This window comes from Rhizobium halophilum, assembly GCF_021648825.1.
GTDB classification, from domain to species: Bacteria; Pseudomonadota; Alphaproteobacteria; order Rhizobiales; family Rhizobiaceae; genus Neorhizobium; species Neorhizobium halophilum.
Genome location: NZ_JAKJHS010000004.1, coordinates 110,051 through 136,001, shown reverse-complemented (window position 1 = coordinate 136,001; position 25,951 = coordinate 110,051). Strand labels below are relative to the sequence as shown.

General features: G+C 60.3%; 26 protein-coding genes. 20 read left to right on the top strand and 6 right to left on the bottom strand.

Going from position 1 to position 25,951, the window contains the following annotated elements:
• Positions 1-49 precede the first annotated feature (49 nt).
• The 5 genes from LXM96_RS10115 to LXM96_RS10095 all read left to right on the top strand — a co-directional run bounded on the left by LXM96_RS10115 (position 50) and on the right by LXM96_RS10095 (position 4,858).
• A complete protein-coding gene (locus LXM96_RS10115; RefSeq protein WP_262913596.1) occupies positions 50-421 on the top strand; it encodes a methylglyoxal synthase in 372 nt (123 codons plus the stop codon).
• A gap of 24 nt (positions 422-445) precedes the next feature.
• Positions 446-1,468, top strand: a complete 1,023-nt coding sequence (locus LXM96_RS10110) for a glucokinase (RefSeq protein ID WP_239998352.1) — start codon at positions 446-448, stop codon at positions 1,466-1,468.
• Positions 1,469-1,581: 113 nt separating this feature from the next.
• Positions 1,582-3,366: an ABC transporter ATP-binding protein gene (locus LXM96_RS10105; protein ID WP_239998351.1), complete on the top strand. Its 1,785-nt coding sequence runs from the start codon at positions 1,582-1,584 to the stop codon at positions 3,364-3,366.
• 15 nt (positions 3,367-3,381) lie between these two features.
• Positions 3,382-4,203, top strand: coding sequence for a 4-hydroxy-tetrahydrodipicolinate reductase (dapB, locus tag LXM96_RS10100; RefSeq protein ID WP_239998350.1), 822 nt, complete (start codon positions 3,382-3,384; stop codon positions 4,201-4,203).
• A 19-nt stretch (positions 4,204-4,222) separates the two neighbouring features.
• Complete coding sequence (locus LXM96_RS10095) at positions 4,223-4,858, top strand: 2,3-bisphosphoglycerate-dependent phosphoglycerate mutase (RefSeq protein WP_239998349.1); 636 nt, start codon at positions 4,223-4,225, stop codon at positions 4,856-4,858.
• A 25-nt stretch (positions 4,859-4,883) separates the two neighbouring features.
• Here LXM96_RS10095 and phnF read toward each other — a convergent pair whose 3' ends face one another.
• Positions 4,884-5,621 (bottom strand): phosphonate metabolism transcriptional regulator PhnF, encoded by a 738-nt coding sequence (gene phnF, locus LXM96_RS10090; RefSeq protein ID WP_239998348.1) that lies wholly within the window; start codon positions 5,619-5,621, stop codon positions 4,884-4,886.
• Positions 5,622-5,703: 82 nt separating this feature from the next.
• Here phnF and phnG point away from each other — a divergent pair, with 82 nt between their 5' ends.
• From phnG to phnN, 10 genes are all read left to right on the top strand, one after another.
• Complete coding sequence (phnG, locus tag LXM96_RS10085; protein WP_239998347.1) at positions 5,704-6,174, top strand: phosphonate C-P lyase system protein PhnG; 471 nt, start codon at positions 5,704-5,706, stop codon at positions 6,172-6,174.
• Positions 6,174-6,770, top strand: a complete 597-nt coding sequence (phnH, locus tag LXM96_RS10080; RefSeq protein WP_239998346.1) for a phosphonate C-P lyase system protein PhnH — start codon at positions 6,174-6,176, stop codon at positions 6,768-6,770. Before phnG ends, phnH begins: the two co-directional genes overlap by 1 nt.
• Before the next feature lie 11 nt (positions 6,771-6,781).
• Positions 6,782-7,894: a carbon-phosphorus lyase complex subunit PhnI gene (locus LXM96_RS10075; RefSeq protein WP_239998345.1), complete on the top strand. Its 1,113-nt coding sequence runs from the start codon at positions 6,782-6,784 to the stop codon at positions 7,892-7,894.
• A 134-nt stretch (positions 7,895-8,028) separates the two neighbouring features.
• Complete coding sequence (locus tag LXM96_RS10070) at positions 8,029-8,928, top strand: alpha-D-ribose 1-methylphosphonate 5-phosphate C-P-lyase PhnJ (RefSeq protein ID WP_239998344.1); 900 nt, start codon at positions 8,029-8,031, stop codon at positions 8,926-8,928.
• Positions 8,925-9,701, top strand: coding sequence for a phosphonate C-P lyase system protein PhnK (gene phnK / locus LXM96_RS10065; RefSeq protein WP_239998343.1), 777 nt, complete (start codon positions 8,925-8,927; stop codon positions 9,699-9,701). Before LXM96_RS10070 ends, phnK begins: the two co-directional genes overlap by 4 nt.
• Before the next feature lie 10 nt (positions 9,702-9,711).
• Positions 9,712-10,419 (top strand): phosphonate C-P lyase system protein PhnL, encoded by a 708-nt coding sequence (phnL, locus tag LXM96_RS10060; RefSeq protein WP_239998342.1) that lies wholly within the window; start codon positions 9,712-9,714, stop codon positions 10,417-10,419.
• Complete coding sequence (locus LXM96_RS10055; protein ID WP_239998341.1) at positions 10,416-11,033, top strand: DapH/DapD/GlmU-related protein; 618 nt, start codon at positions 10,416-10,418, stop codon at positions 11,031-11,033. Before phnL ends, LXM96_RS10055 begins: the two co-directional genes overlap by 4 nt.
• 140 nt (positions 11,034-11,173) lie before the next feature.
• Positions 11,174-11,887 (top strand): DUF1045 domain-containing protein, encoded by a 714-nt coding sequence (locus LXM96_RS10050; RefSeq protein WP_239998340.1) that lies wholly within the window; start codon positions 11,174-11,176, stop codon positions 11,885-11,887.
• Positions 11,884-13,023 (top strand): alpha-D-ribose 1-methylphosphonate 5-triphosphate diphosphatase, encoded by a 1,140-nt coding sequence (locus tag LXM96_RS10045; RefSeq protein WP_239998339.1) that lies wholly within the window; start codon positions 11,884-11,886, stop codon positions 13,021-13,023. Before LXM96_RS10050 ends, LXM96_RS10045 begins: the two co-directional genes overlap by 4 nt.
• Positions 13,023-13,628: a phosphonate metabolism protein/1,5-bisphosphokinase (PRPP-forming) PhnN gene (gene phnN / locus LXM96_RS10040; RefSeq protein WP_262913595.1), complete on the top strand. Its 606-nt coding sequence runs from the start codon at positions 13,023-13,025 to the stop codon at positions 13,626-13,628. The genes LXM96_RS10045 and phnN overlap by 1 nt, the downstream gene beginning before the upstream one ends.
• Here phnN and polA read toward each other — a convergent pair.
• Positions 13,625-16,591 (bottom strand): DNA polymerase I, encoded by a 2,967-nt coding sequence (gene polA / locus LXM96_RS10035; RefSeq protein WP_239998337.1) that lies wholly within the window; start codon positions 16,589-16,591, stop codon positions 13,625-13,627. The two genes, phnN and polA, sit on opposite strands and share 4 nt — an antisense overlap.
• Before the next feature lie 381 nt (positions 16,592-16,972).
• Between polA and LXM96_RS10030 the strand changes: the two genes are divergently transcribed.
• Entirely contained in the window at positions 16,973-17,404 is a 432-nt protein-coding gene (locus LXM96_RS10030) for a MarR family winged helix-turn-helix transcriptional regulator (protein ID WP_239998336.1), read from the top strand.
• 104 nt (positions 17,405-17,508) lie between these two features.
• Positions 17,509-18,897, top strand: a complete 1,389-nt coding sequence (locus LXM96_RS10025) for a dipeptidase (RefSeq protein WP_239998335.1) — start codon at positions 17,509-17,511, stop codon at positions 18,895-18,897.
• Between the two features lie 373 nt (positions 18,898-19,270).
• On the opposite strand, the gene LXM96_RS10020 is transcribed toward LXM96_RS10025, so the two are convergent.
• From LXM96_RS10020 to LXM96_RS10005, 4 genes are all read right to left on the bottom strand, one after another.
• Positions 19,271-19,480 (bottom strand): cold-shock protein, encoded by a 210-nt coding sequence (locus LXM96_RS10020; protein ID WP_239998334.1) that lies wholly within the window; start codon positions 19,478-19,480, stop codon positions 19,271-19,273.
• Between the two features lie 428 nt (positions 19,481-19,908).
• On the bottom strand, positions 19,909-20,220 hold the full coding sequence (locus tag LXM96_RS10015) for a hypothetical protein (RefSeq protein WP_239998333.1): 312 nt from the start codon (positions 20,218-20,220) through the stop codon (positions 19,909-19,911).
• Positions 20,221-20,296: 76 nt separating this feature from the next.
• Complete coding sequence (locus LXM96_RS10010; RefSeq protein ID WP_239998332.1) at positions 20,297-20,515, bottom strand: hypothetical protein; 219 nt, start codon at positions 20,513-20,515, stop codon at positions 20,297-20,299.
• Positions 20,516-20,719: 204 nt separating this feature from the next.
• Positions 20,720-20,917 (bottom strand): hypothetical protein, encoded by a 198-nt coding sequence (locus tag LXM96_RS10005; protein WP_239998331.1) that lies wholly within the window; start codon positions 20,915-20,917, stop codon positions 20,720-20,722.
• Positions 20,918-21,096: 179 nt separating this feature from the next.
• On the opposite strand from LXM96_RS10005, the gene LXM96_RS10000 reads away from it, so the two are divergent.
• From LXM96_RS10000 to dnaK, 3 genes are all read left to right on the top strand, one after another.
• A complete protein-coding gene (locus tag LXM96_RS10000; RefSeq protein ID WP_239998330.1) occupies positions 21,097-21,351 on the top strand; it encodes a glycine zipper domain-containing protein in 255 nt (84 codons plus the stop codon).
• 140 nt (positions 21,352-21,491) lie between these two features.
• On the top strand, positions 21,492-23,801 hold the full coding sequence (locus LXM96_RS09995; protein WP_239998329.1) for a transglycosylase domain-containing protein: 2,310 nt from the start codon (positions 21,492-21,494) through the stop codon (positions 23,799-23,801).
• Positions 23,802-24,005: 204 nt separating this feature from the next.
• The gene (gene dnaK / locus LXM96_RS09990) at positions 24,006-25,916 is read left to right on the top strand and encodes a molecular chaperone DnaK (RefSeq protein WP_239998328.1); all 1,911 of its coding nucleotides are present in this window, start codon (positions 24,006-24,008) and stop codon (positions 25,914-25,916) included.
• Positions 25,917-25,951: the final 35 nt, after the last annotated feature.

The following is a 25,951-nucleotide window of genomic DNA, read 5'->3' as shown; positions in this document are numbered from 1 at the left end:
CGCCGCTATAGAAGCGGCACATCGATTTCATAAGCCGCGGGACCTTGCCTTGACCCTTCCCTGCATCGCGCTCATCGCTCACGACGAGAAGAAGGACGACATGGTGGCCTTCGCGCGGCAGCATCAGCAGGCACTTTCAAAATTTCGGCTTGTCGCGACCGGCACCACCGGCGGACGTATCCAGGATGCCTGTCCCGGACTTCCTGTTACGCGCCTCAAGAGCGGGCCACTGGGCGGCGACCAGCAGATCGGGGCAATGATTGCCACGGGCGAAGTCGAGATGCTGATCTTTTTTATCGATCCGCTGACGTCCTTGCCGCATGATGTAGACGTCAAAGCCTTGACCCGACTTGCCACCGTTTACGATATTCCCATGGCGCTGAACCGCGCCACCGCCGAACGACTGATAGATTTCCAATAGAAGCACGAACCACTGCTGGAACTGATGCGTCACGCCGCTGAAAACCAACGCCTGCCCTTTCCCATTTTGCTCGGTGATATCGGCGGCACCAACGCCCGGTTCTCAATCCTGCTCCACGAGGGAGCCGAGCCCATCTCGTTCCCGAATGTCGCAACCGCAGACTTCCCGACCATCGATGAGGCGATCCGGGTTGACGTGCTGGAGAAAACGCCGGTCAAGCCGAAGTCGACCATTCTTGCTGTCGCTGGCCCCATCGAAGGAGATGAAATCGATCTCACCAATTGCGACTGGGTCGTCAGACCACAATCACTGATTGCCGATCTCGGATTCACCGACGTCCTTGTCCTGAATGACTTCGAGGCCCAGGCGCTGGCTGCAGCATGCTTGACGGAGGACTACCGGCAGGAGATCGGCAAGCCCGCTGAACCTATGATCGCTTCGCGCGTGGTGTTGGGCCCCGGTACCGGCCTGGGCGTCGCTGGCCTTGTCCACGCACGAGAGACCTGGTTTCCGGTGCCCGGCGAAGGCGGCCACGTGGACGTTGGCCCCCGGTCGAAACGCGATTTCGAGATCTTCCCATATCTGGAACCAATCGAGGGTCGGATTTCGGCAGAGCAACTGCTATGTGGTCGCGGCCTGGTGAACATCTATCGTGCGATCTGCGCTGCCGACGGCGTCGAAGCCACGCTTGCCCTGCCCTCCGACGTGACGGCTGGCTGGCAGTCGGGCAGGGATCTGCAGGCGGCAGAGACGATATCCCTTTTCGCTACCTATCTCGGACGGCTCGCGGGGGACCTTGCCCTGATCTTCATGGCGAAGGGCGGTGTCTTTCTCGCGGGCGGGATTTCCCAGAGGATCATCCCGGCCCTGAAAGCACCGGAGTTCCGCCAGGCGTTCGAGGACAAGGCTCCACACTCGGATCTGTTGCGCCAGATTCCGACATTCGTGGTGACGCACCCGCTTGCCGCACTTGCCGGGCTTGGTAGCTATGCCCGGACCCCATCCGCCTACGGCATATCCACCCACGGGCGCCATTGGACGCGTTGACGCTGGTCCAGCCGCGCGCTCCGCACTAGCCAAAGAGGCCAGCGCTCGTTATAGACCCGCTGCACGTGGAACCGCCCCCCCCTGAAGGGCCGGCTGGCAACGGGACATCCTTATTGGGCTCAGCGAGAGACAAGAAGCGACACTTGGACTCGGGCACTGTCACCAGTGTCCTGAAACGCGTTATCGCGGAGAATGGTCGCGATCATGTGCGCGGCTATGCCCTTGCAATTTTCTGCCTCGCCGTCGTGGCTCTTTCGACCGCCTTCACCGCCTGGATCATGGAAGCGGTCGTCAACGAGGCCTTCGCCAATCAGCGCGCGGATATTGTGTGGCTGATCTGCGGAGCGATCTTCATCGCCTTCGTCCTGCGTGGCCTGGCCACCTATGGGCAGTCGGTAACTCTGTCGAAGATCGGCAACAACATCGTCGCAGGGTACCAGCGCCGCCTCTACACCCACCTGATGACGCTTTCCGTAGGCTTCTTCAGTGAAGCTCGCTCTGCCCATCTTGCTGCCCAGATCAGCCAGAACGTGAACGGGGTTCGCGACGTTCTCAATCTGACGGTTACATCCACTGCGCGCGATTTCTTGACGCTTATCGCCCTCATTGGCGTGATGATCAGCAAGGATCCCGTGCTTACCCTGATCGTCTTCGTGGTCGCGCCGCCGCTCGTGCTTGCCCTGCGCTATGTTTCCCGGCGCCTTAGAAGTGCAACCCGAGAATCGATCGAGCTAAACAGCCATGTGCTGGGCGCCATGCAGGAGACGATCCAAGGTATCGCCATCGTCAAGGCCTTCACCATGGAAAGGGTGCTGGAGCAGAAGCTGGAGACACTTATCGGCCAGGCGGAGAAACGGGCAAACCGGATCGCGCGGTTGACCGAGCGTACTGCTCCGCTGACTGAAACCTTCGCCGGTCTCGCCATCTCCAGCGTCCTCGCTTATGCCGCGTTCCGCTCGATCTACGACGGCGTTCCCCCGGGCGCATTCTTCGCCTTCGTCACCGCTCTTCTTCTTGCCTATGATCCGGCACGCCGCTTGGCGAAACTACAGGTCCAGATGGAACGCGCCGTCGTCAATGCCCGCATGATCTACGATCTTCTCGACATGCAGCCATTGCAGCGGGACACGCAAGGCGCAAGGGATCTTGTCGTCACGCAAGCCCGGGTGGAGATGCAGGACGTTACCTTCGGCTATGCGAACCAAGAGCCGGTGATCAAAGGCGTCAGCATCGTGGCGGAGGGAGGCAAGACCACTGCCCTTGTCGGCCCTTCGGGGGCCGGAAAGTCAACCATCATCAACCTGATCCCTCGCTTCCACGACCCCTCGGCTGGACGCATCCTCATTGACGGCCAGGATATCAGCCGCGTCACCAAACTCTCCCTGCGCCGCTGCCTGGCTTATGTCTCCCAGCAACCCTATTTGTTCGAAGGTACGATCCGCGACAATATCCGTTATGGCAGGCCAGACGCTTCGGATGCGGAGGTCGAGGCAGCGGCAAAGCTCGCATATGCGCACGATTTCATTCTGTTGCAGCCCGCCGGCTATGACACGCCCGTCGGCGAAAACGGCGTAACGCTATCGGGGGGACAGAGGCAGCGCCTTTCTATCGCTCGCGCCCTGGTGCGCAATGCGCCGATCCTGCTTCTCGACGAAGCCACGTCTGCACTGGACAACGAGTCGGAAGCAGCAGTGCAGAAGGCACTTGAGTCGGCCATGAACGGTCGAACCGTGATCGTGATCGCCCACCGGCTCTCAACCGTTGTCAATGCGGACAAGATCGTTGTCATGCATGAGGGCCGCGTGGTTGAGGAAGGCTCCCATGATGAGCTTGCGCAGCGCAAGGACGGTCTTTACGCTCGCCTCAACAATCTCCAGGCACCGGAACCTTTGCAGTAACATGAAAGCAACCCCATGAGCGGCAGTCCTATGAAACTCGTTGTCGTTGGTGCTGCCGGTCGCATGGGTCAGACGTTGATCCGGGTGATCCGGGAAACCGAGGGCGTCCTGCTGCATGCTGCGATCGAGCGCGAAGGCTCGCTATTTCTTGGACGCGACGCGGGAGAACTCGCCGGCGCAGGCACGGCGGGTGTGGCGGTGACCCATGACCCGCTTCGCGCTTTCGTCGACGCGGACGGCGTTGTCGATTTCACCAGCCCGGCGTCCAGCATCAGCTTTGCCGGTCTTGCCGCGCAGGCCCGTATCGTTCACGTCATCGGCACGACCGGGTGTTCGCCAGACGATGAAGCCAAGTTTGAGGCAGCGGCGCGTCATGCCCGCATCATCAAGTCCGGCAACATGAGTTTGGGCGTCAATCTGCTTGGTGTTCTGACGGAGCAGGCCGCGGGCGCGCTGCCTGCGGAGAATTGGGATATCGAGGTGGTGGAGATGCACCACAAGCACAAGGTCGACGCACCCTCGGGCACGGCACTGCTTCTGGGCGAGGCTGCGGCCACCGGTCGGAATGTTCAGTTGGCTGCCAATGCCGTCAAGGTGCGAGACGGGCATACGGGGGCTCGCGAAGTTGGGACCATCGGCTTCGCAACGCTTCGAGGCGGCTCCGTCGTGGGCGACCACTCCGTGCTTTTTGCTGGCGAAGGTGAACTGGTCACCCTATCGCACAGCGCGCGCGACCGCTCGATCTTTGCTCGCGGTGCTGTTGCTGCCGCCCTTTGGGGGCGTGACAAGAAGCCGGGATTTTACGACATGCTCGACGTGCTCGGGCTGAAACACTGACATCCGGAGGAAATGATTTATGAGCGGTACTCTCGTCCTTGTCCGCCACGGCCAAAGCGAATGGAACCTGAAGAACCTGTTCACCGGCTGGCGCGACCCTGATCTGACTGAACTGGGAATCAAGGAAGCTGAGACCGGCGGGCAGGCGCTTGCCGACGCAGGTCTGAAGTTCGACATCGCCTTCACGTCGGTCTTGAAGCGGGCTCAGGACACGCTCCGGATCGTGCTGGACAAGGTGGAGCAACCCGAACTCGAAACTATTCGTGACGAAGCCCTCAACGAGCGCGACTATGGTGACCTTGCGGGTCTCAACAAGGACGACGCCCGCAAGAAATGGGGCGAGGAGCAGGTGCATATCTGGCGCCGCTCCTATGACGTGCCGCCTCCGGGTGGCGAGAGCCTGCGCGACACCGGAGCCCGGGTCTGGCCTTACTACATGACCGAGATCCTGCCCCGCGTCCTGCGGGGCGAGACGGTGCTGGTTGCTGCCCATGGGAACTCCTTGCGGGCCTTGGTCATGGTGCTCGACCGATTGAGCAAGGAAGAGATCCTGAAGCTCAACCTCGCGACCGGCGTGCCAATGGTCTACAAGCTCAACCCGGATTCGACCGTTGCCTCCAAGGAGGTTCTTGGCGACATGTCGGGCGCCCACTGATTTTCCCAAAACCGCATCGGCGGGTTCAGTTCTCAATGGTGAACTGTACCCGATCTGCAGGGAAGCGGCTAATGGCAAACTGGACCGGCTTGCCGCCGGGATCTGCATTGAGCGATCGCGTCACGAGCACAATGGCGCCGGCTGACAGTTTGAGGTCCTTCATGTCGGAAGCGTCGGCGTGAGTGGCAGTCACTTCGGTGGAAACCCGAGTGTAGTCTGACAACCCGAGCGATTTGAACGCTGCAGTGATGGACCCGCTGCGCTGGTACGCTTCGTCTATCCCTGCGAACCAGGGCACCGGAAACCACGCTGTCGCTCGCGACACCGGTCGGCCATCGGCTTTCCGCAAAGTCTCCAACCGGACAACATGGCTTCCCTCCGCCAACTCCAGCCGGCGCAATAGATCTTCCGATGCCAGCTCCTCACGAGACTGTAGCAGCAGTCCTTCCGTCTCACGCGCCTGTGCGCCCAAGCCTTCAATGAAACGGGTCCGGCGAGAGATCGGAAAATTGAGACGTTCCTTGCGCACGATCATCGTGCCGATCCCCTGTATCGGCCGAACGATGTCTTCCTGCGCGAGCGCAGCAAGAGCACTCCTGACAGTGTGGCGATTGACGCCGAAGCGTGCTGCAAGCGCCATCTCAGGGGGAACTCGCCCGGTGTCATCATATTCACCGTTCGCGATGGCTCCTCTTATGCGGTCAGCAATCTGACGCCAAAGGGCTACGCCGCTTTGTCTCTGAACCGATGAATCCGTCGCCATGTCACACTCTTGTTACGCAGGAGGCTTAGTTATACAGTTAATTGTACGGTTGTCTACAACAATAGACATTTAGAGAGATGCGATGACTGCTTCCCAACCCTCCTCCAGTGCAGAAGACGTCCCACGTCGGCGGACGGCTAAACTGCTTTCAAGTGCTCAATTGGGTGAACTGACATCCGCCTGGGAAAAACTACCCTACAAGCCGAAAGCCACTCCACTTCGCGGACCTGAGACCGGACTGGTCATGGTTCGCGGCCGTATCGGCGGCGGCGGCGCGCCTTTCAACCTCGGGGAGGCGACTGTCACCCGAGCAACGATCCTGCTTGAGTCTGGCACCGCGGGCCATTCGCATGCTCTCGGAACAGACAAATCGAAAGCCAAGCTTGCAGCCATCTTCGATGCGCTCTGGCAGGAGGAGGAGACGCGTTCGTTCGTGGAAGAGGAGATTCTCAAGCCAATCGAAAGGCGAGTTACTGCGGAGGATCGGCGGCAGGCGGAAGAGACGGCAGCAACGCGCGTGGACTTCTTCACCATGGTCCGGGGAGATGATTGATGAGCATGAATGCAAAGGCCTTGTCGGGTGGCTTCGCGCAACCCGTTTTCGACGCACAAGCCGTGTTCCGCCTGTTGATGGACGGGATGTCCCGTCCGGGCACCCATCAGACGGTCGGAACGGAAATCGGACAACCCTCCCCGCTCGGCGAGGCGGCCGGCGCCATCGCGCTTGCTCTGTGCGACGCCGACACGCCGGTGTGGCTACAATCATCGTTCGCTAAATCTGCCGTTGCCGACTGGATCGCGTTCCATACGGGTGCCGCCGCGACGCAGGACAAGAGCGAGGCCAAGTTTGCCTTCAAGCAGGCCGGGGCCGGTCTCTGCTCCTTCGATCTCTTTTCCCTGGGGACGCAGGAATATCCAGATCGCTCGACGACCATCATCATCGAGGTGGCCGCAATCGGCGAAGGGCGGTCGCTCGTCCTCTCTGGGCCGGGCATCAAGGACAGCGCAACGATCAAGGTCACCGGTCTGCCGGAATATTTCGAGGAAATCTGGAGAGGCAATCGCGCTCTGTTTCCACGCGGCGTCGACGTCATTCTGACCGCGGGCCGGACGCTGGTCTGCCTGCCCCGAACAACCACGATCGCCTGAGGAGAGCGCTGATGTATGTAGCCGTCAAGGGTGGCGAGGCCGCCATCAATGCTGCTCACCGCCTCCTCGCGGACCGTCGCCGCGGTGAGCGTTCGCTGCCTTCGGTGACAATAGATCAAATTGTCGAGCAGCTTGCTCTCGCGGTCGACCGGGTCATGGCGGAAGCGTCACTCTACGATCGAGCCCTCGCAGCGCTCGCGGTGCGGCAGTCCCGCGGTGACCTGATCGAGGCGATTTTTCTGTTGCGAGCCTACCGCACAACGCTGCCACGTTTCGGCACCTCGGTTCCAGTAGACACCGCCAGAATGGCCATCGAACGCCGGATCTCGGCGACCTATAAGGACTTGCCCGGCGGGCAGGTTCTGGGGCCTACATTCGACTATACCCACAGGCTCCTTGATCCCTCGCTTCTGCGCCAGGATGACGTGGAAGAGCCCGCGCGCAAGGAGCCGCTACCCGGCACCATGACACGCGTATCGGACATACTCGCCGGTGAGGGACTGATCGAGGAAGATGGAAGCCTCCCCGACGACCGGCCTGCCGGCGACCTTACGCGGGAGCCCATGGAATTCCCAATGGGACGCGATCTGCGGCTGCAGGCGCTTGCCCGGGGAGACGAAGGGTTTCTGCTTGCGCTTGGCTATTCCACCCAGCGCGGCTTTGGTCGCAATCATCCGTTCGTCGGCGAGATCCGCATCGGCGAGGTGGAGGTCGAGATGGAGGTACCGGAACTTGGCTTTGCGGTTTCACTCGGTCGCATTCAAGTGACGGAATGCCAGATGGTGAACCAGTTCAAGGGTTCAGCCAAGGCGCCACCGCAGTTCACCCGAGGCTATGGCCTCGTCTTTGGCCAGAGCGAACGCAAGGCAATGAGCATGTCGCTCGTGGACCGGGCTCTGAGAGCGGAGGAGTTAGGGGAGGATGTCACCGCGCCGGCGCAGGACGAGGAATTCGTCATTTCCCACGCCGACAACGTACAGGCAACGGGTTTCGTCGAACATCTCAAGTTGCCGCACTACGTGGATTTTCAGGCTGAACTCGCACTGGTGAGGAAGATGCGTTCCGATATCGAGGCTGCGAAAAGTGAGGTCGCTGGCGCAGAGGCCAATTCCGCCGAACAGTAACGCTCAGTCGCGGCCAGCTTCGCCATACCAATAAGCGCAGCAAACACCTGTCGCCGCAAAGACCGAAAAGAACATCGTGATCAGAAGGCCAGTATCCATGACACCTATCTCCATTTGTACGGGAGTAACACGCAATGTCTCTTGAGGTTCCATCCGACCAAGGTCTGGCGACCTACAACTTTGCCTATCTGGACGAACAGACGAAGCGGATGATCCGCCGCGCCATCCTTAAAGCAATTGCCATTCCGGGATACCAGGTACCGTTCGCCTCTCGCGAGATGCCCATGCCATACGGCTGGGGTACCGGCGGCGTTCAGGTCACTGCGTCCATCATCGGGCCTAAGGACGTCTTGAAGGTCATTGATCAGGGTGCAGACGACACGACCAATGCTGTCTCCATCCGCGCCTTCTTCCAGAAGGTCGCCAGTGTCGCCGTCACCACCCACACAAAGGATGCTACAGTCATCCAGACCCGCCACCGCATTCCAGAGCAGACGCTGTCGGAGGGCCAGGTGCTCGTCTACCAGGTGCCGATCCCCGAACCTCTGCGCTTTCTCGAGCCGCGCGAGACGGAGACGCGCAAGATGCATGCGCTGGAGGAATATGGCCTCATGCACGTGAAGCTCTACGAGGACATTGCCCATAACGGGCGCATTTCCAAGACCTACGCCTATCCCGTGAAGGTCGCAGGCCGTTACGTCATGGACCCGTCGCCGACACCCAAGTTCGATAACCCAAAAATGCACATGTCCGACGCCCTGCAGCTGTTTGGAGCGGGCCGTGAGAAACGGATCTATGCCATTCCTCCCCATACGGAAGTAGTCAGCCTCGATTTCGAAGACCATCCGTTTGAAATCCAGCGCTTCGACAAGCCTTGCGCTCTATGCGGTGCGGAGGACGTCTATCTGGACGAAGTCATCCTCGACGATCGCGGTGGCCGCATGTTCGTCTGCTCCGACACCGATCATTGCGAGGAACGGCGTGACCAGGGTCATGCCGGAGAACTTCTCGCGCGTCAGGAGGCTGCGGAATGAGTGAAGCACCGCTCCTGAAGGTCAATGCAGTCTCGAAATTCTATGGCCAGCGTATCGGCTGCAAGGAGGTCTCCTTCGATCTCTGGCCGGGCGAGGTGCTCGCGATTGTGGGTGAGTCCGGTTCAGGAAAGACGACGCTCCTGAACTGCATCTCGACGCGCTTGATGCCGACGACCGGCAGTGTCGAGTATTCGATGCGCGACGGCAGCGTCCGGGATCTTTACCACATGGGCGAGGCGGAGCGCCGCTTCCTGATGCGTACCGACTGGGGTTTCGTCCACCAGAACCCGGCGGATGGCTTGCGCATGACGGTTTCGGCCGGCGCCAATGTGGGCGAGCGGCTGATGGCGGTCGGAAACCGCCACTATGGCGATATCCGCACCACCGCCCTGGACTGGCTGACACGGGTAGAGATCGGTACGGACCGGATCGATGATGCGCCACGCGCCTTTTCCGGCGGCATGCGCCAGCGACTGCAGATCGCCCGCAACCTTGTGACGGGCCCTCGGCTCGTCTTCATGGATGAGCCGACCGGGGGCCTCGACGTTTCGGTGCAGGCCCGCCTTCTGGATCTCGTTCGCGGCCTCGTCAACGATCTGGGGCTAGCGGCCATTATCGTCACCCATGATCTTGCCGTCGCCCGACTGCTATCTCACCGGATGATGGTGATGAAGGAGGGCCATGTGATCGAACAGGGGTTGACCGACCGTGTGCTGGACGATCCGCGCGAGCCCTACACGCAGCTCCTCGTGTCGTCCATTCTGCAGGTCTAGGAGACAAGCCATGACCACTCCCCTCGTCGTCTCCGAAGTCTTCAAGAGCTTCACCATGCACCTGCGCGACGGCATTAAGCTGCCGGTCGTCAACGACGTGAACTTCTCCGTCGCCAGCGGCGAATGTGTCGTGCTCGGCGGACCCTCCGGGATCGGCAAGAGCTCGATCCTGAAAATGCTCTATGGCAATTATGCTGTTGATGCCGGGCAAATCCTGGTCGCTCACCGCGGCAAGACCGTCAACATCGCGGATGCAGATCCCCGAACGGTGCTGGATGTTCGCCGGCACACTCTGGGCTATGTCAGTCAGTTCCTGCGCACTGTCCCCCGTGTCTCGGCACTGGACGTCGTGGCCGAGCCTCTGCTCGCGCGTGGGGTCAACCCGGGAGAGGCGAGAGACACGGCATCTGCGCGGTTGTCTCAGTTGAACCTACCCAGGGAACTCTGGAGCTTGCCGCCCGCGACCTTTTCCGGCGGCGAACAGCAGCGGGTCAACATTGCGCGCGGCTTCATCACAGACCACAGCATTCTTCTGCTCGACGAGCCTACGGCCTCGCTTGACGCTCGCAACCGTCGCGTGGTGGTCGAGATGATCGCCGAGAAGAAGCAGAAGGGCGTCGCATTGCTCGGGATCTTCCATGACGAGGAGGTACGCGAAGCGGTGGCGGACCGGGTTCTCGATGTGATGCAGTTCTCGCCGCGGAAGGCTGCCGCATGAGCGTCAAGGTTGGGCTGGAGCCCTTCATCCATCCGAGCGCGAGCGTCAAGAACTCGATCCTGGGCCGCTATACAGAGATTTCCGAACGCTGCCGCATCGACGAGGCGGAGATCGGGGACTATTCCTACGTCATGCAGGATGGCTCGGTCTGGTGCGCCACAATCGGCAAGTTCGTGAACATTGCGGCCGCCGTCCGTATCAACGCGACCAATCATCCGACATGGCGGGCGACGCTTCACCATTTCACCTACCGCGCCGCGAACTATTGGGACGATGCGGAGGACGAGGAGGAATTCTTCAAGTGGCGCCGCGACCATCGGGTTACCATCGGCCATGATGTGTGGATTGGTCACGGAGCAACGATCCTGCCCGGCATCAGCGTGGGTACAGGTGCCGTCATCGGCGCGGGAGCGGTGGTGTCGAAGGATGTCGCTCCCTATACGATTGTCGGCGGCGTGCCGGCAAAGCTGATCCGCGAGCGATTCCCGAAGGAGATCGGCGAACGTATGGAGAAGCTCGCATGGTGGGACTGGGATCACCGGAAACTTCGTGCCGCACTTGATGATTTCCGTGCGCTGACGGCCGAGGAGTTTCTGTCGCGCCACGGTGGATGAGACAACAGAGGAGTTTGGTGAGCGAAGTGCCTCTTGCAGCCATCATCATTTTGTCATGCAAATCTCCTAGCGGGTGACCTCCTGTCCCCATCCGCTTGCCCCATTCTGTTCGGCATTATTTGCAAATTCTGGGTCTGATCGTGCGCTACGCCATCTATTTCTCCCCGGCTCCTGACAGCCTTCTGACACGAGACGCCAGCCGGTGGCTCGGCCGTGACGCGTTCACCGGCAACCTGCTCGGCTCGCCCGACACGCTTGCGATGCCGGTCGAGCAATGGCATGCACTCGTCGCGGAGCCCCGGCGCTACGGCTTCCATGCAACGCTCAAGGCGCCTTTCGAACTCCGCCAAGGCCGCACCGAGACGGAGTTGGTGGATGCTTTCGCAGCCTTCGCGGCCTCCGCCACGCCTTTCGAAGTTCCGCGTATGGTCATCGGGCAGCTCGGGCCATTCTTTGCGCTCGTTCCACACACGCTCCACCCGCCGCTGCAGACCTTCGCAGCCTCCGTGGTTGAGGCCTTCGAACCGTTCCGCGCGCCCCTGTCCGACGAAGACGTGGCGCGCCGCCGGCCCGAGCGCCTGACGGAGGAGCAGCGGGCCAATCTTGCAAGATGGGGGTATCCGTATGTCATGGAGGAGTTCCGTTTCCACATGACGCTGACGGGGCCGGTCGACGATAAGGTGGCTCCACAGGTCCATGACGAGATCCGCCGCCGCTTGTCGGATCATGAAGACGCGCCTCTGGCTGTGGATGGCCTGGCTCTCTTCATCGAAAGAAGCCGCGGCGAACCCTTCACCGTTCACCATTGGCAGCCGCTTGGCGTGCCGCAAGACAACAGAAAGCTCCTGCCATGAGTGCCGAAATCGTCTTATCGAACGCTCGCATCATCGTCGGCGACCAGATCCTGTCGGGTTCTCTCGTCGTTCGAAACGGGAAGATCGCAGATGTCTGCGAGGGCGCCAGCCGAGTGGGAGAAGATCTGGAGGGCGACTATCTTGTCCCCGGTCTGATCGAGCTGCACACCGACCATCTGGAGCAGCACTATTCGCCACGCCCCGGCGTGCGGTGGAATACCACTGCCGCCATCCAGGCGCATGATGCCCAGGTTGCCACGTCCGGGATCACGACGGTCTTCGACTGCCTGCGTATGGGAGCGGACGAGGATGGCGGATTTGAGAAAGGCGAGATGCGCGATCTTGCCGATGCGATCCAGGCGGCCCAGAAGGACGGGCGGCTCCGCTCCGAGCACCTCTTCCACCTGCGCTGTGAAGTGTCGTCCGACAACGTGCTGGAGCATTTCGCTGATTTCGAACAGGACCCTTATGTCCGCCTCGTCTCGCTGATGGACCACGCGCCCGGCCAGCGGCAGTTCCAGTCAATGGACCAGTATGTGCTCTACTACAAGGAGAAGCGCGGCCTGAGCGACGAGGCGTTTGCGCACTTCGTTGCACGCCGCCAGGCGGCCTCGGCCAAATACGCCGCCGTTCACCGCGACGAGCTCGCCCGCATCTGCGCGGAGCGCGGTATCACTGTCGCGAGCCACGACGACGCGACGCTGGACCATGTCGATGAGGCGATCAGCCACGGCGTAAGGCTCGCGGAGTTCCCCACCAGCTTTGATGCTGCGGAAGCCTCTCACAAGGCCGGAATGAGCGTGCTGATGGGCGCCCCGAACATCGTTCGCGGCAAGTCGCATTCCGGCAACATCGCTGCGCGTGAGCTTGCCGAACGAGGGGTGCTGGACGTGCTGTCGTCAGACTACGTGCCGCTAAGCCTCTTGCACGCGCCTTTCGTGCTCTCCGACGAAAGCCAAGGGATATCGCTGCCGCAGGCGATTGCCATGGTCACCTCAACCCCGGCCCGCACCGTCGGGCTGAATGACCGAGGCCGTATTGCACCGGGACTGCGTGCCGATCTGGTGCGCGTCCACCGTGAGCAGGGTGTGCCGGTCGCCCGAGCGACATGGCGCGAGGGTCGTCGGGTCGCCTGATGAACAAAACCGCCCAAAATGTGCCCATAGGCAAAGGGAGGCTGATTGTCGTGGTCGGCCCAAGCGGCGCAGGCAAAGACACTTTGATGTCCTATGCAGCGCGCCATCTCCAGGGGCGGGACGAGATCGTCTTCGTGCGCCGCGTCATAACCCGCCAGGGCGATGCCGGCGGAGAGGACCACGATGCCATCTCCCACGTGGATTTTCGTCAGCTGGCTCGAGCGGGGGGCTTTGCCGTTTCCTGGGAGGCACATGGCCTGTTCTACGGCATTCCCGCACAGACGCGGCATCAGGTCGACTGCGGCCATATCGTGGTGGCGAATGGCTCTCGAACGGCGCTGCCCCACTTCAGCGCAGCGTTTCCGGCGCTGACCGTGATCAACGTCACAGCCCGACCTGACGTGCTGGCATCCCGGCTGGAAGCCAGGGGCCGGGAAACGCGCGCGGAAATCCTTGATCGGCTGCAGCGCAGCACGCCGCAGCTTGTCGGGCCTTATGAGCTTGTAACCATCGACAATAGCGGGTCGATCGAAGACGCAGGCCAAGTCATGATCAATGCCCTGACGAAATATCTTCCGGATCTGCGGACTTCGTCGCCTCGCTAGTGCGCCTCGTCCCAGTTGGAAGCAGCCCGCGCGTCGACCTTCAGCGGAACCTTCATCGCGATCGCCGGCATGGCGGCTTGCTCCATCGTCGTGGTGATGACGGGCAGCGTTGCCTCGATCTCTCCCTCTTCGACCTCGAAGATCAGCTCGTCATGAACCTGGAGGAGCATGCGGGCAGATAGCTTCGCTGCTGCAAGCGCCGGCTCCATCTTCGCCATAGCGCGGCGGATGATGTCGGCCGCCGAACCCTGGATGGGGGCGTTGATCGCCGCACGCTCGTTGAAGGACCGGACTTGCGGGTTGGACGAGCGGATCTCCGGGTAGTGCGCCCGTCGACCAAAGATTGTTTTGACATAACCGTGCTCGCGGGCGAATTCTTTGGTGCTGTCCATGTAGTCGCGGATGCCGGGGAACCGCTCGAAATATTTCTTGATGTACTCACCCGCCTCAGACCGTTCGATGGACAGCTGGTTTGCCAGGCCAAAGGCAGAGATGCCATAGATGATGCCGAAGTTGATCGCCTTGGCCCGGCGGCGAATCTCGCTCGGCATCCCCTCAACCGGCACCCCGAACATTTCCGAAGCCGTCATGGCATGAATGTCGATCCCGTCGGCGAAGGCCTGGCGCAGTTGCGGGATGTCGGCGACATGGGCGAGCACCCGCAACTCAATCTGGCTGTAGTCGGCCGAGACGAGCTTGTGGCCGGGAGTCGAAATGAAGGCAGTGCGGATCTTGCGGCCTTCCGTTGTGCGGATCGGGATGTTCTGGAGATTCGGCTCGACCGATGAAAGCCGCCCGGTCGTGGTAGAGGCCAGCGAATACGACGTATGAACGCGCTTCGTCTGCGGGTGGATGTAGCCCGGAAGTGCATCCGTGTAGGTGGATTTCAGCTTGGTTAACTGCCGCCAATCGACGATCTTGCGCGGGAACTCGTGCCCGGCAGCGGCAAGGTCTTCTAGTACCTGTGCAGAGGTGGACCACTGGCCGGTCTTGGTCCTGGCGCCACCCGGCAGCCCCATCTTGCCGAAGAGGATGTCGCCGAGCTGCTTGGGAGAGCCGATCGTAAATTTCTCGCCGGCAATCTGGTAGATTTCGTCCTCGATCGCCGCAGCCTTCTGCGCGAGTTCTCCCGACAATCGCGACAGGATCTGGCGGTCGACCGTAATGCCGCGCTCTTCCATGCGCGCCAAGGTCGAGACCATAGGGCGCTCCAGCCGCTCATAGACGCGAGTCAATTGCTCGGCAGTCAGCTTGGGCTTCAACACCATTGCGAGCCGCAGAGTGAGATCCGCCTTTTCGGCAGCGTAGATCGTGGCACGATCGATCTCGACCATATCGAAGCTCACGCCGGACTTTCCGGTTCCCGCGACCTCCTTGAAGGAGGAGGGCATATGGCCAAGCCAGCGTTCAGAAAGCGAGTCCAGGCCGTGACCGCCTCTGCCCGCCTCCAGGACATAGGACATCAGCATCACGTCATCATAGGCCGTGATCTCGATCCCATAGCGCTTGAGGAGCAGATAGGCGTATTTCAGGTTATGCCCGACCTTGAGAACGGACGCATCCTCAAGCAGCGGCTTCAGCCGCTCCATGACTTCAGCCGGCGTGAGTTGATTGTCTGCTCGGCCGTTGCCAAGTAGGTCATTGCTACCAGTCTTGTGGCCGAAGGGAATATAGGCCGCTCTGACGTCCAGGCCCGACGGATTACGGGTGTTGTCGGCGAGCGCCAGGGAGATCCCGACGATGTCCGACAGCATCGGATCAATCGACGTTCCCTCGGCCTCAAAGGCAACCAGACCCGTTTCGCGGGCCGAACGGAGCCAGTCGTCGAGGTCCTCCAGATCGTCGATGGTCACATAACAGTTCTTGTCGATCTTCGCCGTCGCGAAGGCCTCCGCTCGCGCCTTGGCGAGTTCGGCCGGTGTCGTGGGACCATAGGCGTCTGCCGTACTGGCCTTGGCAGCGGCAGGCTTCGCCACCTCCCGCTCACCACTGCTGCCGGCATCGAGATCTGGTCCGCGCGCCGCCCCGCCCCATTCCACCTTCACATGCGCCGGTTCGATTGCGCTTGCATCGCAGTCGCAAGCTTCTGCAACACGGCGAGTCAAGGTTCCGAACTCCATCGCTTTCAGGAAAGAGATCAGCTTTGGTCCGTTCTGCGGCTCCAGCACGAGAGCATCCAACGGCATGTCGAGAGGTGCATCCGTCCGCAGCTCAACCAGCCGGCGCGACAGGCGGGCCAGCTCCGCATTGGCGACGATGTTCTCCCGGCGCTTTACCTGCTTGATCTCTTCGGCCCGGGCCAGCAAAGTATCCAGGTCACCGAACTCCTCCAGGAGCTGGGCTGCGGTTTTGGGTCCTATGCCTGGGATGCCGGGGACGTTGTCGACGGAATCGCCGACCATGGCCTGCAGGTCGATCATCTTCTCGGGTGGGACGCCCCACTTCTCGATCACCTCCGGAATACCGATCTGCTTGTCCTTCATGCTATCATACATGTGGACGTTCGGCGTCACGAGTTGCATCAGGTCCTTGTCAGAGGAGATGATGGTAACGTCGGCGCCAATCCGTTCGGCCTGTCGGGCATAGGTGGCAATGATGTCGTCCGCTTCGAACCGTTCGGTCTCGATGCACGGCAGGTTGAAGGCGCGCGTTGCTTCCCGGATCAATCCGAACTGGGGGATGAGATCTTCCGGCGGCTCCGAACGGTTGGCCTTGTAGGCGTTGTAGAGGTCCTTGCGGAACGTTCTGGCAGAATAGTCGAAAATCACCGCGAAATGGGTGGGCGTCACACCGACGGATGTGTCGCGCGCATCGGTCAGAAGCTTCCAGAGCATGTTACAGAAGCCAGAAACGGCTCCAATCGGGAGCCCATCCGACTTGCGGGTCAGCGGGGGAAGCGCGTGGAACGCGCGGAAGATGAAGCCGGAGCCGTCGACGAGGAAGAGATGATCGCCTTTTTTCATGTGTATGGCATAACTTGCGTCATCCCGCCCGTCCATGAAAACTTCTTTACTTGCCCGCTGCACACGGGGCCGGCGCTGCATCACCCGAACGTTACTGATTTGTAATTCATGCTTCTCTTGAAAAGGTCAGGATCGCTACGCATCTCAGTCGTACCGGCGTTGATCACGCCGCAGTCTGGAAGCTGGCTCGTCCCCCGCCGCTCCAGACCGGACAAAGGCCTCATCCCCCTCTCCGGGCCTTTGTCCCACTCTTGAACCGCCATGGCCGATCCCCCTCCCGGCCGTGGCGGTTTTCGCTTTTGTAGAGGAAATTCCACAGGCTTGGCGAAAGCGTAAGGCGCTATACATCGCAGACATTCCTCTGCGACAGGCATCAGGTCCATGGCATTCGACCGCTCGCGTTGCGCAACTTATCTCGCCGGGCAACTGGCCAAGGGCTTTAGCCGTTCCCTTCGGGAACGTGCGGCCATCTTGGGTTTCTCACCAGGACAATTTCCCGTTCTTCTCGAACTCTGGCAAGAGGACGGACTGACCCAGAAACAGCTCCTTGATCGACTCGAGGTGGAACAGGCAACGCTCGCCAATACGCTCATGCGCATGGAGCGCCACGGCCTGATAGAGCGCCAACCCCACCCCCAGGATCGCCGCGCGCAGATTATCCGTCTGACGGAAGAAGGTCGGGAGCTGGAACGGCAGGCGATCGAGGCAGCTGCCGAAGCCGATGCGGCGCTCTTCGATGGCTTTCGCCAATTCGAGCGGGAGCTGATGATCGAGTACATGCGCATGGCGATCGACAACGCCCGCAAGCTGTAGAGCCGCCTTTGGCAGTCCGCCACCCTGCCTGTCCCCGTCTTACAGTTTCCAATCAGCCTTGAAAGCCTCTAAGGTCGCGCCGCTATCGCAGACAGGAACTCGTTATGACCGAACTTTCTCCCGTGCTTCAGCGCGCTGATCAGAACATCCAGAAGAGCCTGGAGCGGCTTTTCCAGCTCGTGCGCATAAAGTCCATCTCGACCGATCCGACTTGCAAGGACGATTGCCGGCAGGCCGCAGAATGGCTCGTGACAACCTTATCCGAAATCGGCTTTGACGCCTCCGTGCGTGACACGCCCGGGCATCCGATGGTGGTTGCACATCATGAAGGAGCGACGCCAGACGCGCCACATGTCTTGTTTTACGGGCATTATGATGTTCAGCCCGTCGATCCGATCGAGCTTTGGGAGAATGATCCCTTCTCACCGGCACTTAAGGACCTTGGCGACGGACGCAAAGTCATTACCGGCCGAGGCACCTCCGATGACAAGGGTCAGTTGATGACCTTTGTCGAGGCGTGCCGCGCCTACAAAGAGGTGCATGGAACGCTCCCGCTACGAGTAACCATCCTTTTTGAAGGTGAGGAGGAGTCGGGCTCACCTTCACTCAAACCGTTCTTGAAAGAGAATGCGGATGAGCTGAGGGCAAGCTGCGCCTTGGTCTGTGACACCAGCATGTGGGATACAGATACGCCAGCGATCGCCGCAGCGCTGCGGGGACTGGTAGGCGAGGAAGTCATCATCACCGCTGCTGACCGCGACCTGCACTCCGGGTTGTTCGGGGGAGCTGCCGCAAATCCTATCCACATCCTTGCCGAGATCCTGGCGGGTCTGCGCGACGAAACGGGTCGCATTACCCTTCCAGGGTTTTACGACGGCGTCGAAGAAACTCCCGAAAACATCAAGGCCAGCTGGGACCAGCTTGGCCGGAACGCCGAGAACTTCCTTGGTGAGGTCGGTCTCTCCGTAGCGGCCGGCGAGAAGGGACGGTCCGTACTGGAGCTGATATGGGCGCGCCCAACCTGTGAAGTGAACGGAATATGGGGAGGCTATACGGGAGAAGGATTCAAGACCGTGATCGCCGCCAAAGCCTCTGCGAAGGTCTCTTTCCGACTGGTCGGGCAGCAGGATCCCGCCAAAGTTCGCGAGAGTTTCCGTGCCTACGTTCAGGCCAAGATTCCGGATGACTGTTCCGTGGAGTTCAAGGAGCACGGCGGTTCACCGGCTATCCAGCTTTCCTATGACTCGCCTGTTCTCTCGAAAGCCAAGAATGCACTTTCCGAGGAGTGGACGAAGCCTGCTGTCGTCGTCGGCATGGGTGGGTCGATCCCGATCGTCGGAGATTTCCAGACCCTGCTCGGAATGGATTCGCTTCTAGTTGGCTTTGGGCTGGTCGATGACCGGATTCACTCGCCAAACGAGAAATACGAGCTGAAGTCCTTTCACCAGGGGATCCGCTCTTGGGCGCGCATTATCGCCGCCCTGGCAAATTGAACCGAACACGCCGGTAGCATAGGGCCAGAAAAACAAAAAGGTCGGGCGAAACCCGACCTTTTCTCGTCTCAATTTTTTATCAGGTGCCAGTACATCCGTGGTCACACAGAAATAGAGACAGGCATTTCCGGCGCGTCCGCTTCAGGCTCGAAGCCAACAGCGGCTCAGGCGATCATCATCGCCGCAACTGGTTAACACTTCGTAAAAGACGAACATGCACACCGTCGCTGCAATGGCGCGGTCTCCCGCATTTGCTCACTGCACCGGAAATGCCGCTGATCATGAGATGGGAAAGCACTCTTTGATTTGCAAGTCCTAAAATACAAAAAGGCCGGACGAGACCGGCCTTTCTCGAGACGTTGCGGATGCGAGCTTAGGAAGCCGACAGCTGATCCGCAGCGACCTTACCCGAGCGACGATCCGTTACGAGCTCGTAGGACAACTTCTGGCCGTCGTTCAGCGAGCTCATGCCTGCACGTTCAACGGCGGAGATGTGAACAAAAACGTCGGCAGAGCCGTCGTCCGGCTGGATGAAGCCGTAGCCCTTGGTGGCGTTGAACCATTTTACAGTACCGGTAGCCATATCGATGCCTTTCTCTTGCAAATATCGGCGATGTTCCGGCGGGCCGGAACGGGTGGTCTCGTATTTGAAGGAAAGTAGTCGAGAGCACCGAGGTGCTTAGAGCAGTCTTATCAACAAATAGCGATGCACGGGAGATAGAAGCGAGGCCCTTGCGTGTCAAGAATGGCAGGCGCGGGATCTTCCTCACTCCCAAAAACAGAAAACCCGGCGCGGGAGGAGGAGCGCCGGGTTCTCAAAGCTGACCAGCAACCGGGAGGAGGAGGTGTTGCTAGTCCCATCGAAAGATGCTGGGAGGAGGAGTGCATCTGTCGATGTTTTGATCATACATGAAGCATGCGCGAAAAACAGGCGCAATTTTGCAGCGCAGCATTGCAGCTTTCGCATACCTCGGAACTTTCCCGCGAATCGACCCCGGGGCTCTGGTCAACTCAGTAGTAACGCCGGTACCAGGTACTGCGGTTTTCGAGCGATTGCGCTCCCAGAAGATAGCCAGCGACGAAACCGATCCCACCTACCAACATGAAGAGCGTTGTGGCTTTGGCAGGGTGCTCGCGGATTGCGCCAGCGACGGACGCAGCCTCTTCCTGAACATGTGCCGCTACACTGCTGGTTCGTTCCGCAAGCCGCTCACGCAGCGCGGCCAACTCGGCGCGCAGACTAGCTATCTCGTTTCCGACCGCTTCAACTTGCGCCTGCTCCGAATTGCCCGAGGGTTTAACGCTTGCTACATTCTCAGCCATACCTTGTCTCCACAACGACGTAAGACCAGTCAACCAACGGCAATGAGTTTAAGTTCCGCGCCAGCCGCCCGGCATGTCACGTTTGCCGGCTTTCGGCCAGAATATGAGCCAGGGACTCGAGCTTCTCTTTTTCACTGAGCCCCTTTTGCATCGAATGGACAAGAATCAGGGCCAAGGCCTCCCCATCAGGACTTGCCTTGTTGATGTTGTGTTCAATGCACGCTTGGTCGAACACCTGCTGCAGGACGTTGAGCTGGTCCGGCCTGACCGGATTGCGAACCATCTGTGTAGGCACACCAACCTCCCCTGCTGCCGTAGCTCAGCCCGGTAGGGGATCCAAGCCCAACCGATTACCGCTTCTAAAATTGGCTTTATGAAGGCCAACTTGTGTAGAACTTGCGTATGCTGGGCGTTCCGCCCTGGTGCAACAGGGAATGGCTCGGATCCCTTGATTGTAGATAAGGCAGCCTAAACTACGTCCTTAATGGTTTTCAGATCGTTAAGCCGCTCCGGCGGGGTCACCAATCGGCAGCAATGCCGGGTTGAGATTTGGATCCTGCGGGTTTTTCGTATCGCCTGGGTCTTGGACAGGGGTCAGAGGCGGCTTGCCCTGTGTCCGATCAGGAACCCCCGGCGTAGACGTCGGCCCCCGAGGAGTCTCCGGTGCCGGGTTCGGGAGAGGATCTTTGTTGGGCATGACTTGGCTCCTTCGTTACGTCAAACAAAAACGGGAGGCGAGGTGCATTGTTCCGGTGGCACCTTACCTTCGCGAGAAGGTGCGGGCTGAGGATCCCCAATCTGGTAAGTTTTTCGCGCCGATCTTGAAACAACGTCGTGCCTCGTCGGTTGACGCTATTGTAAACGAAGGAGAGAACGATGAAGAAGATCCTCGCAATTGGCTTCATGAGCGTGTCGCTTGCTGCCTGCACGGCCACTGAACGCGGCGCCGGCATTGGCGCGGTAGGCGGAGCAGTGGTTGGCGGCGCCGTGTCCGGCGACGTGCGTGGGGCCGCAGTCGGCGCCGCCGTGGGCGGTGTAGGCGGCGCACTCATCGGCAGTGTGCAGGACCAGCCAGGTCGTTGCTACTATCGTGACCGCTACGGTAATCGATACATCGACGAATGCCGTTGATACGGCTATCTGATCGGATCGATCTTGTCGGTCGGTCCGATCAGCTTTCCTTAATACCCCCTTAAATCGCCGCATTTAGAGTTCAGCGAAAGCATGAACCGCTGGCGTCTGCCGGCCAGACAAGGGGCTACCGACAGGGTATGGCAGCCAAAGGCAAGTCGCGGCAAAGGATTGAGCCGTCGTTTGATGACGATGATCATCGTGGGGACGACCTGCGGCTAGCATCCGATGATCGAATCTCGGGTGTGCGTCCCAAAGGCAAAACCCCCACTAGAAGACCCAAAGCAACTGCGTCCCCGGCACGCCGGTCGAACACCATACGTGGCAATTCTCCGGGTACGTGGGCGCCGCTTCGCGCCCTCGTCTACTGGGGCGTGGTGCTCGGCATCTGGGCTGGCATCGGTGTAGGGGGGCTTGTCCTTTACTACGGCGCTCAGATGCCCGCTGCCGGCTCCTGGTCGATCCCCGACCGCCCGCCCAACATCAAGATCATATCCACTGATGGTTCGGTGATCGCCAACCGCGGCGCCACCGGCGGCGAAGCTCTCTCGCTTGAGGAGATGTCACCTTTTATTCCGCAGGCGGTAATGGCAATCGAGGATCGGCGCTTCTACGCCCATTTCGGCGTTGATCCGCTCGGCCTCGCCCGCGCCTTCGTCAACAATATGACCGGACGCCCCATTCAGGGCGGTTCCACCATTACGCAACAGTTGGCAAAGAACCTGTTCTTGTCCCCTGAGCGTACCTTCGAGCGCAAGATACAGGAAGTGCTTCTCGCCTTATGGCTGGAACACAAGTTCGACAAGGACCAGATCCTTGCGATGTACCTTAACCGCGTCTTCTTCGGCTCCAATGCCTATGGGGTTGAGGCCGCCTCCAGGCGCTATTTCAACAAGTCGGCGCGCGACGTGAACCTGGGCGAAGCCGCGCTCCTCGCAGGTCTTCTGAAGGCGCCGTCACGGCTTTCCCCCGCTCGCGATCCGGTGGCTGCCGAGGAACGTGCCCAGGTGGTCCTCGGCGCAATGCAGGAGGAAGGCTACATCACGGAGGAAGACATCAAGTCGGCGATGTCGCAGCCGCCGACAAAGGCCCGTAGCTACTGGTCCGGCGCTGAACATTATGCCGCAGACATGGTGATGGACGAGGTGAAGCGGCTGCTCGGGGACGTCAAGCAGGACGTGGTGGTTGAGACCACCATAGACCTTTCGCTGGAGGAGAAGGCGGAGAAGGTACTGACGACCATTTTAGACGAAGAAGGCACCAAACTGAATGCCAATCAGGCCGCCCTGGTGTCGATGGATGCGACGGGGGCAATACGTGCGCTTGTTGGCGGCAAGGACTACGCCCAGAGCCAGTTCAACCGCGCGGTCACAGCCAAGCGCCAGCCCGGTTCCGCCTTCAAGCCCTTCGTCTATGCCGCCGCACTGGAAGCGGGAATACGTCCAGACTCGATCCGCAACGACGCGCCGGTCAGGATCGGCAAATGGACTCCTGAGAATTACGACCAGAAGTACCGAGGCCAAGTCACCGTCTCCTCTGCCCTTTCCCACTCCCTCAACACGATTGCCGCACAACTGGTGATGGAGGTTGGTCCGCAGGAAGTCGTCAGCCTGGCGCATAGGATGGGGATCGAGCAGGAGTTGCAACCCAACGCCTCGATCGCCCTCGGCACCTCTGAAGTGCCGTTGATCGAGCTGACGGCGGCTTATGCGCCTTTCATGAACGGGGGCTACAAGGCCACACCTCATATCGTGCGCCGCGTCCTCGACACCGACGGCAACGTGCTGCACGAGGCAAGCTACGAGAACCCGCCGCGTGTCTTGAGCGAGACCATAGCGGCAACAATGAACAGCATGTTGACCCGGGTCCTCCAGGAAGGAACGGGAAAAGCCGCCCGCCTGAAGGACTGGCAGGCTGCCGGCAAGACAGGGACCACGCAGTCTTTCCGCGATGCGTTGTTCGTCGGCTATACCAGTGTAATGACGACCGGTGTTTGGTTCGGCAACGACGACGGCAGCTCAATGAAGAAGGTCACGGGCGGCGGCCTTCCGGCCAAAGCTTGGCAAGACTATATGACGTCGGCGCTCGCTGGATATTCACCGACGCCCTTGTTTGGCAGCCACACCGGCTTCCAACTGCCGGCCGCTGCCGAACCAGAGCGGGAACCGACAACGATCGGAGATATCATCTCTGGGGTTCTCCCCGACCGCTCGCGACAGGAGGAGTATCCTGAACCGCCGGATGATATCTATACGGACGACCTTTCGCAGGATGATCTCCCGGTCCGAGACTATCGAGAGTATCGAGGTCCCTACGATAATTATGGGGGTGCGCCTGTGCCTCCGGCCGACATAGGGGGCGGACCGTTGCCGCCAGGTGATCTTGGCTCTAGCGCCTCCACTCGGGAGCCAAAACAGACGACGCTCTACGACTTGATCATGGGCCAGTAGCAGCCCGCAGCAGCCTATTCACATTCCCGTGTTTTTTTGCTGGCTTCAGCAGGTTGTCGCGCCTTGCAGTCGAAAAATCCCCTCCTTATATACGCGGCATGACGCAGCGCATGCTGCCGGAATACACAAGACCATCCCATTCGAGGAACTGTCAGCGGAATGCCTGAGCGGGGTTCCGACGGTTCGCTTAAAGGAGAGAGAAAAATGGCAAAAGTAATCGGCATCGACCTCGGCACGACGAATTCCTGCGTCGCCATCATGGACGGCAAGGACGCGAAGGTCATCGAGAACGCCGAAGGCGCTCGCACGACCCCTTCCATGGTCGCCTTCACCGAAGATGGTGAACGTCTTGTCGGCCAGCCGGCAAAGCGCCAGGCCGTGACCAATCCCACGAATACTCTTTTTGCCGTCAAGCGCCTGATCGGTCGCCGCTACGAAGATCCCACCGTTGAAAAGGACAAGGGTCTCGTTCCGTTCGAGATCTCCAAGGGCGACAATGGCGATGCCTGGGTCAAGGCACAGGGCAAGGGTTATTCGCCTGCACAGATTTCTGCGATGATCCTTCAGAAGATGAAGGAAACTGCAGAATCCTATCTCGGCGAAAAGGTCGAGAAGGCGGTCATCACCGTTCCTGCCTACTTCAACGACGCCCAGCGCCAGGCAACCAAGGATGCCGGTAAGATTGCTGGCCTTGAAGTTCTCCGCATTATCAACGAGCCGACGGCTGCCGCACTCGCCTACGGCCTCGACAAGAAGGACGGCAAGACGATCGCCGTCTACGACCTCGGCGGTGGCACCTTCGATATCTCCGTCCTCGAAATCGGGGATGGCGTCTTCGAAGTGAAGTCGACCAACGGCGACACCTTCCTCGGTGGCGAAGACTTCGACATGCGCCTCGTCGAATACCTGGCCGGTGAATTCAAGAAGGACCAGGGCATCGACCTGAAGAACGACAAGCTTGCCCTGCAGCGCCTCAAGGAAGCTGCCGAAAAAGCCAAGATCGAGCTCTCGTCCTCGCAGCAGACGGAAATCAACCTGCCGTTCATCACGGCGGACGCTTCCGGCCCGAAGCACCTGACGATGAAGCTGACCCGTGCGAAGTTCGAAAGCCTGGTCGACGATCTCGTTCAGCGCACCGTTGCTCCGTGCAAGGCAGCACTCAAGGATGCAGGCGTCACTGCTGGCGAAATCGACGAAGTCGTTCTGGTGGGCGGCATGAGCCGCATGCCAAAGGTTCAGGAAGTCGTGAAGCAGTTGTTCGGCAAGGAGCCGCACAAGGGCGTTAACCCGGATGAAGTTGTCGCCATGGGCGCTGCCATCCAGGCCGGCGTTCTGCAGGGCGACGTCAAGGACGTCCTTCTGCTCGACGTGACCCCGCTGTCGCTCGGCATCGAAACGCTCGGTGGCGTCTTCACCCGTCTGATCGACCGCAACACGACGATCCCGACGAAGAAGAGCCAAACCTTCTCCACTGCCGAAGACAACCAGTCGGCCGTGACGATCCGCGTTTCGCAGGGCGAGCGTGAAATGGCTGCGGACAACAAGCTGCTCGGCCAGTTCGACCTCGTCGGCCTGCCGCCGGCACCACGCGGCGTGCCGCAGATCGAAGTGACCTTCGACATCGACGCCAACGGTATCGTACAGGTCTCGGCCAAGGACAAGGGCACCGGCAAGGAGCAGCAGATCCGCATTCAGGCTTCTGGCGGTCTGTCTGACGCCGACATCGAGAAGATGGTCAAGGATGCCGAGGCGCACGCCGAGGAAGACAAGAAGCGTCGTGCCGGCGTCGAGGCGAAGAATCAGGCAGAGAGCCTGGTCCATTCGACCGAGAAGTCGCTCCAGGAATACGGCGACAAGGTCTCCGAGTCCGACCGCAAGTCGATCGAGGATGCCATCGCTTCGTTGAAGGCGGCCGTCGAAGCCTCCGAACCGGATGCAGACGACATCCAGGCCAAGACCCAGACGCTCATGGAGGTTTCCATGAAGCTGGGCCAGGCGATCTACGAAGCGCAACAGGCTGAAGGCTCCGACGGTTCCGAGGGCGGTAAGAGCGACGACGATGGCGTCGTGGATGCTGACTACGAGGAAATCAAGGACGACAAGAAGTCGGCCTAAGGGATCGCCTCCTTGGCGAGCCTTTCGAGATAGTC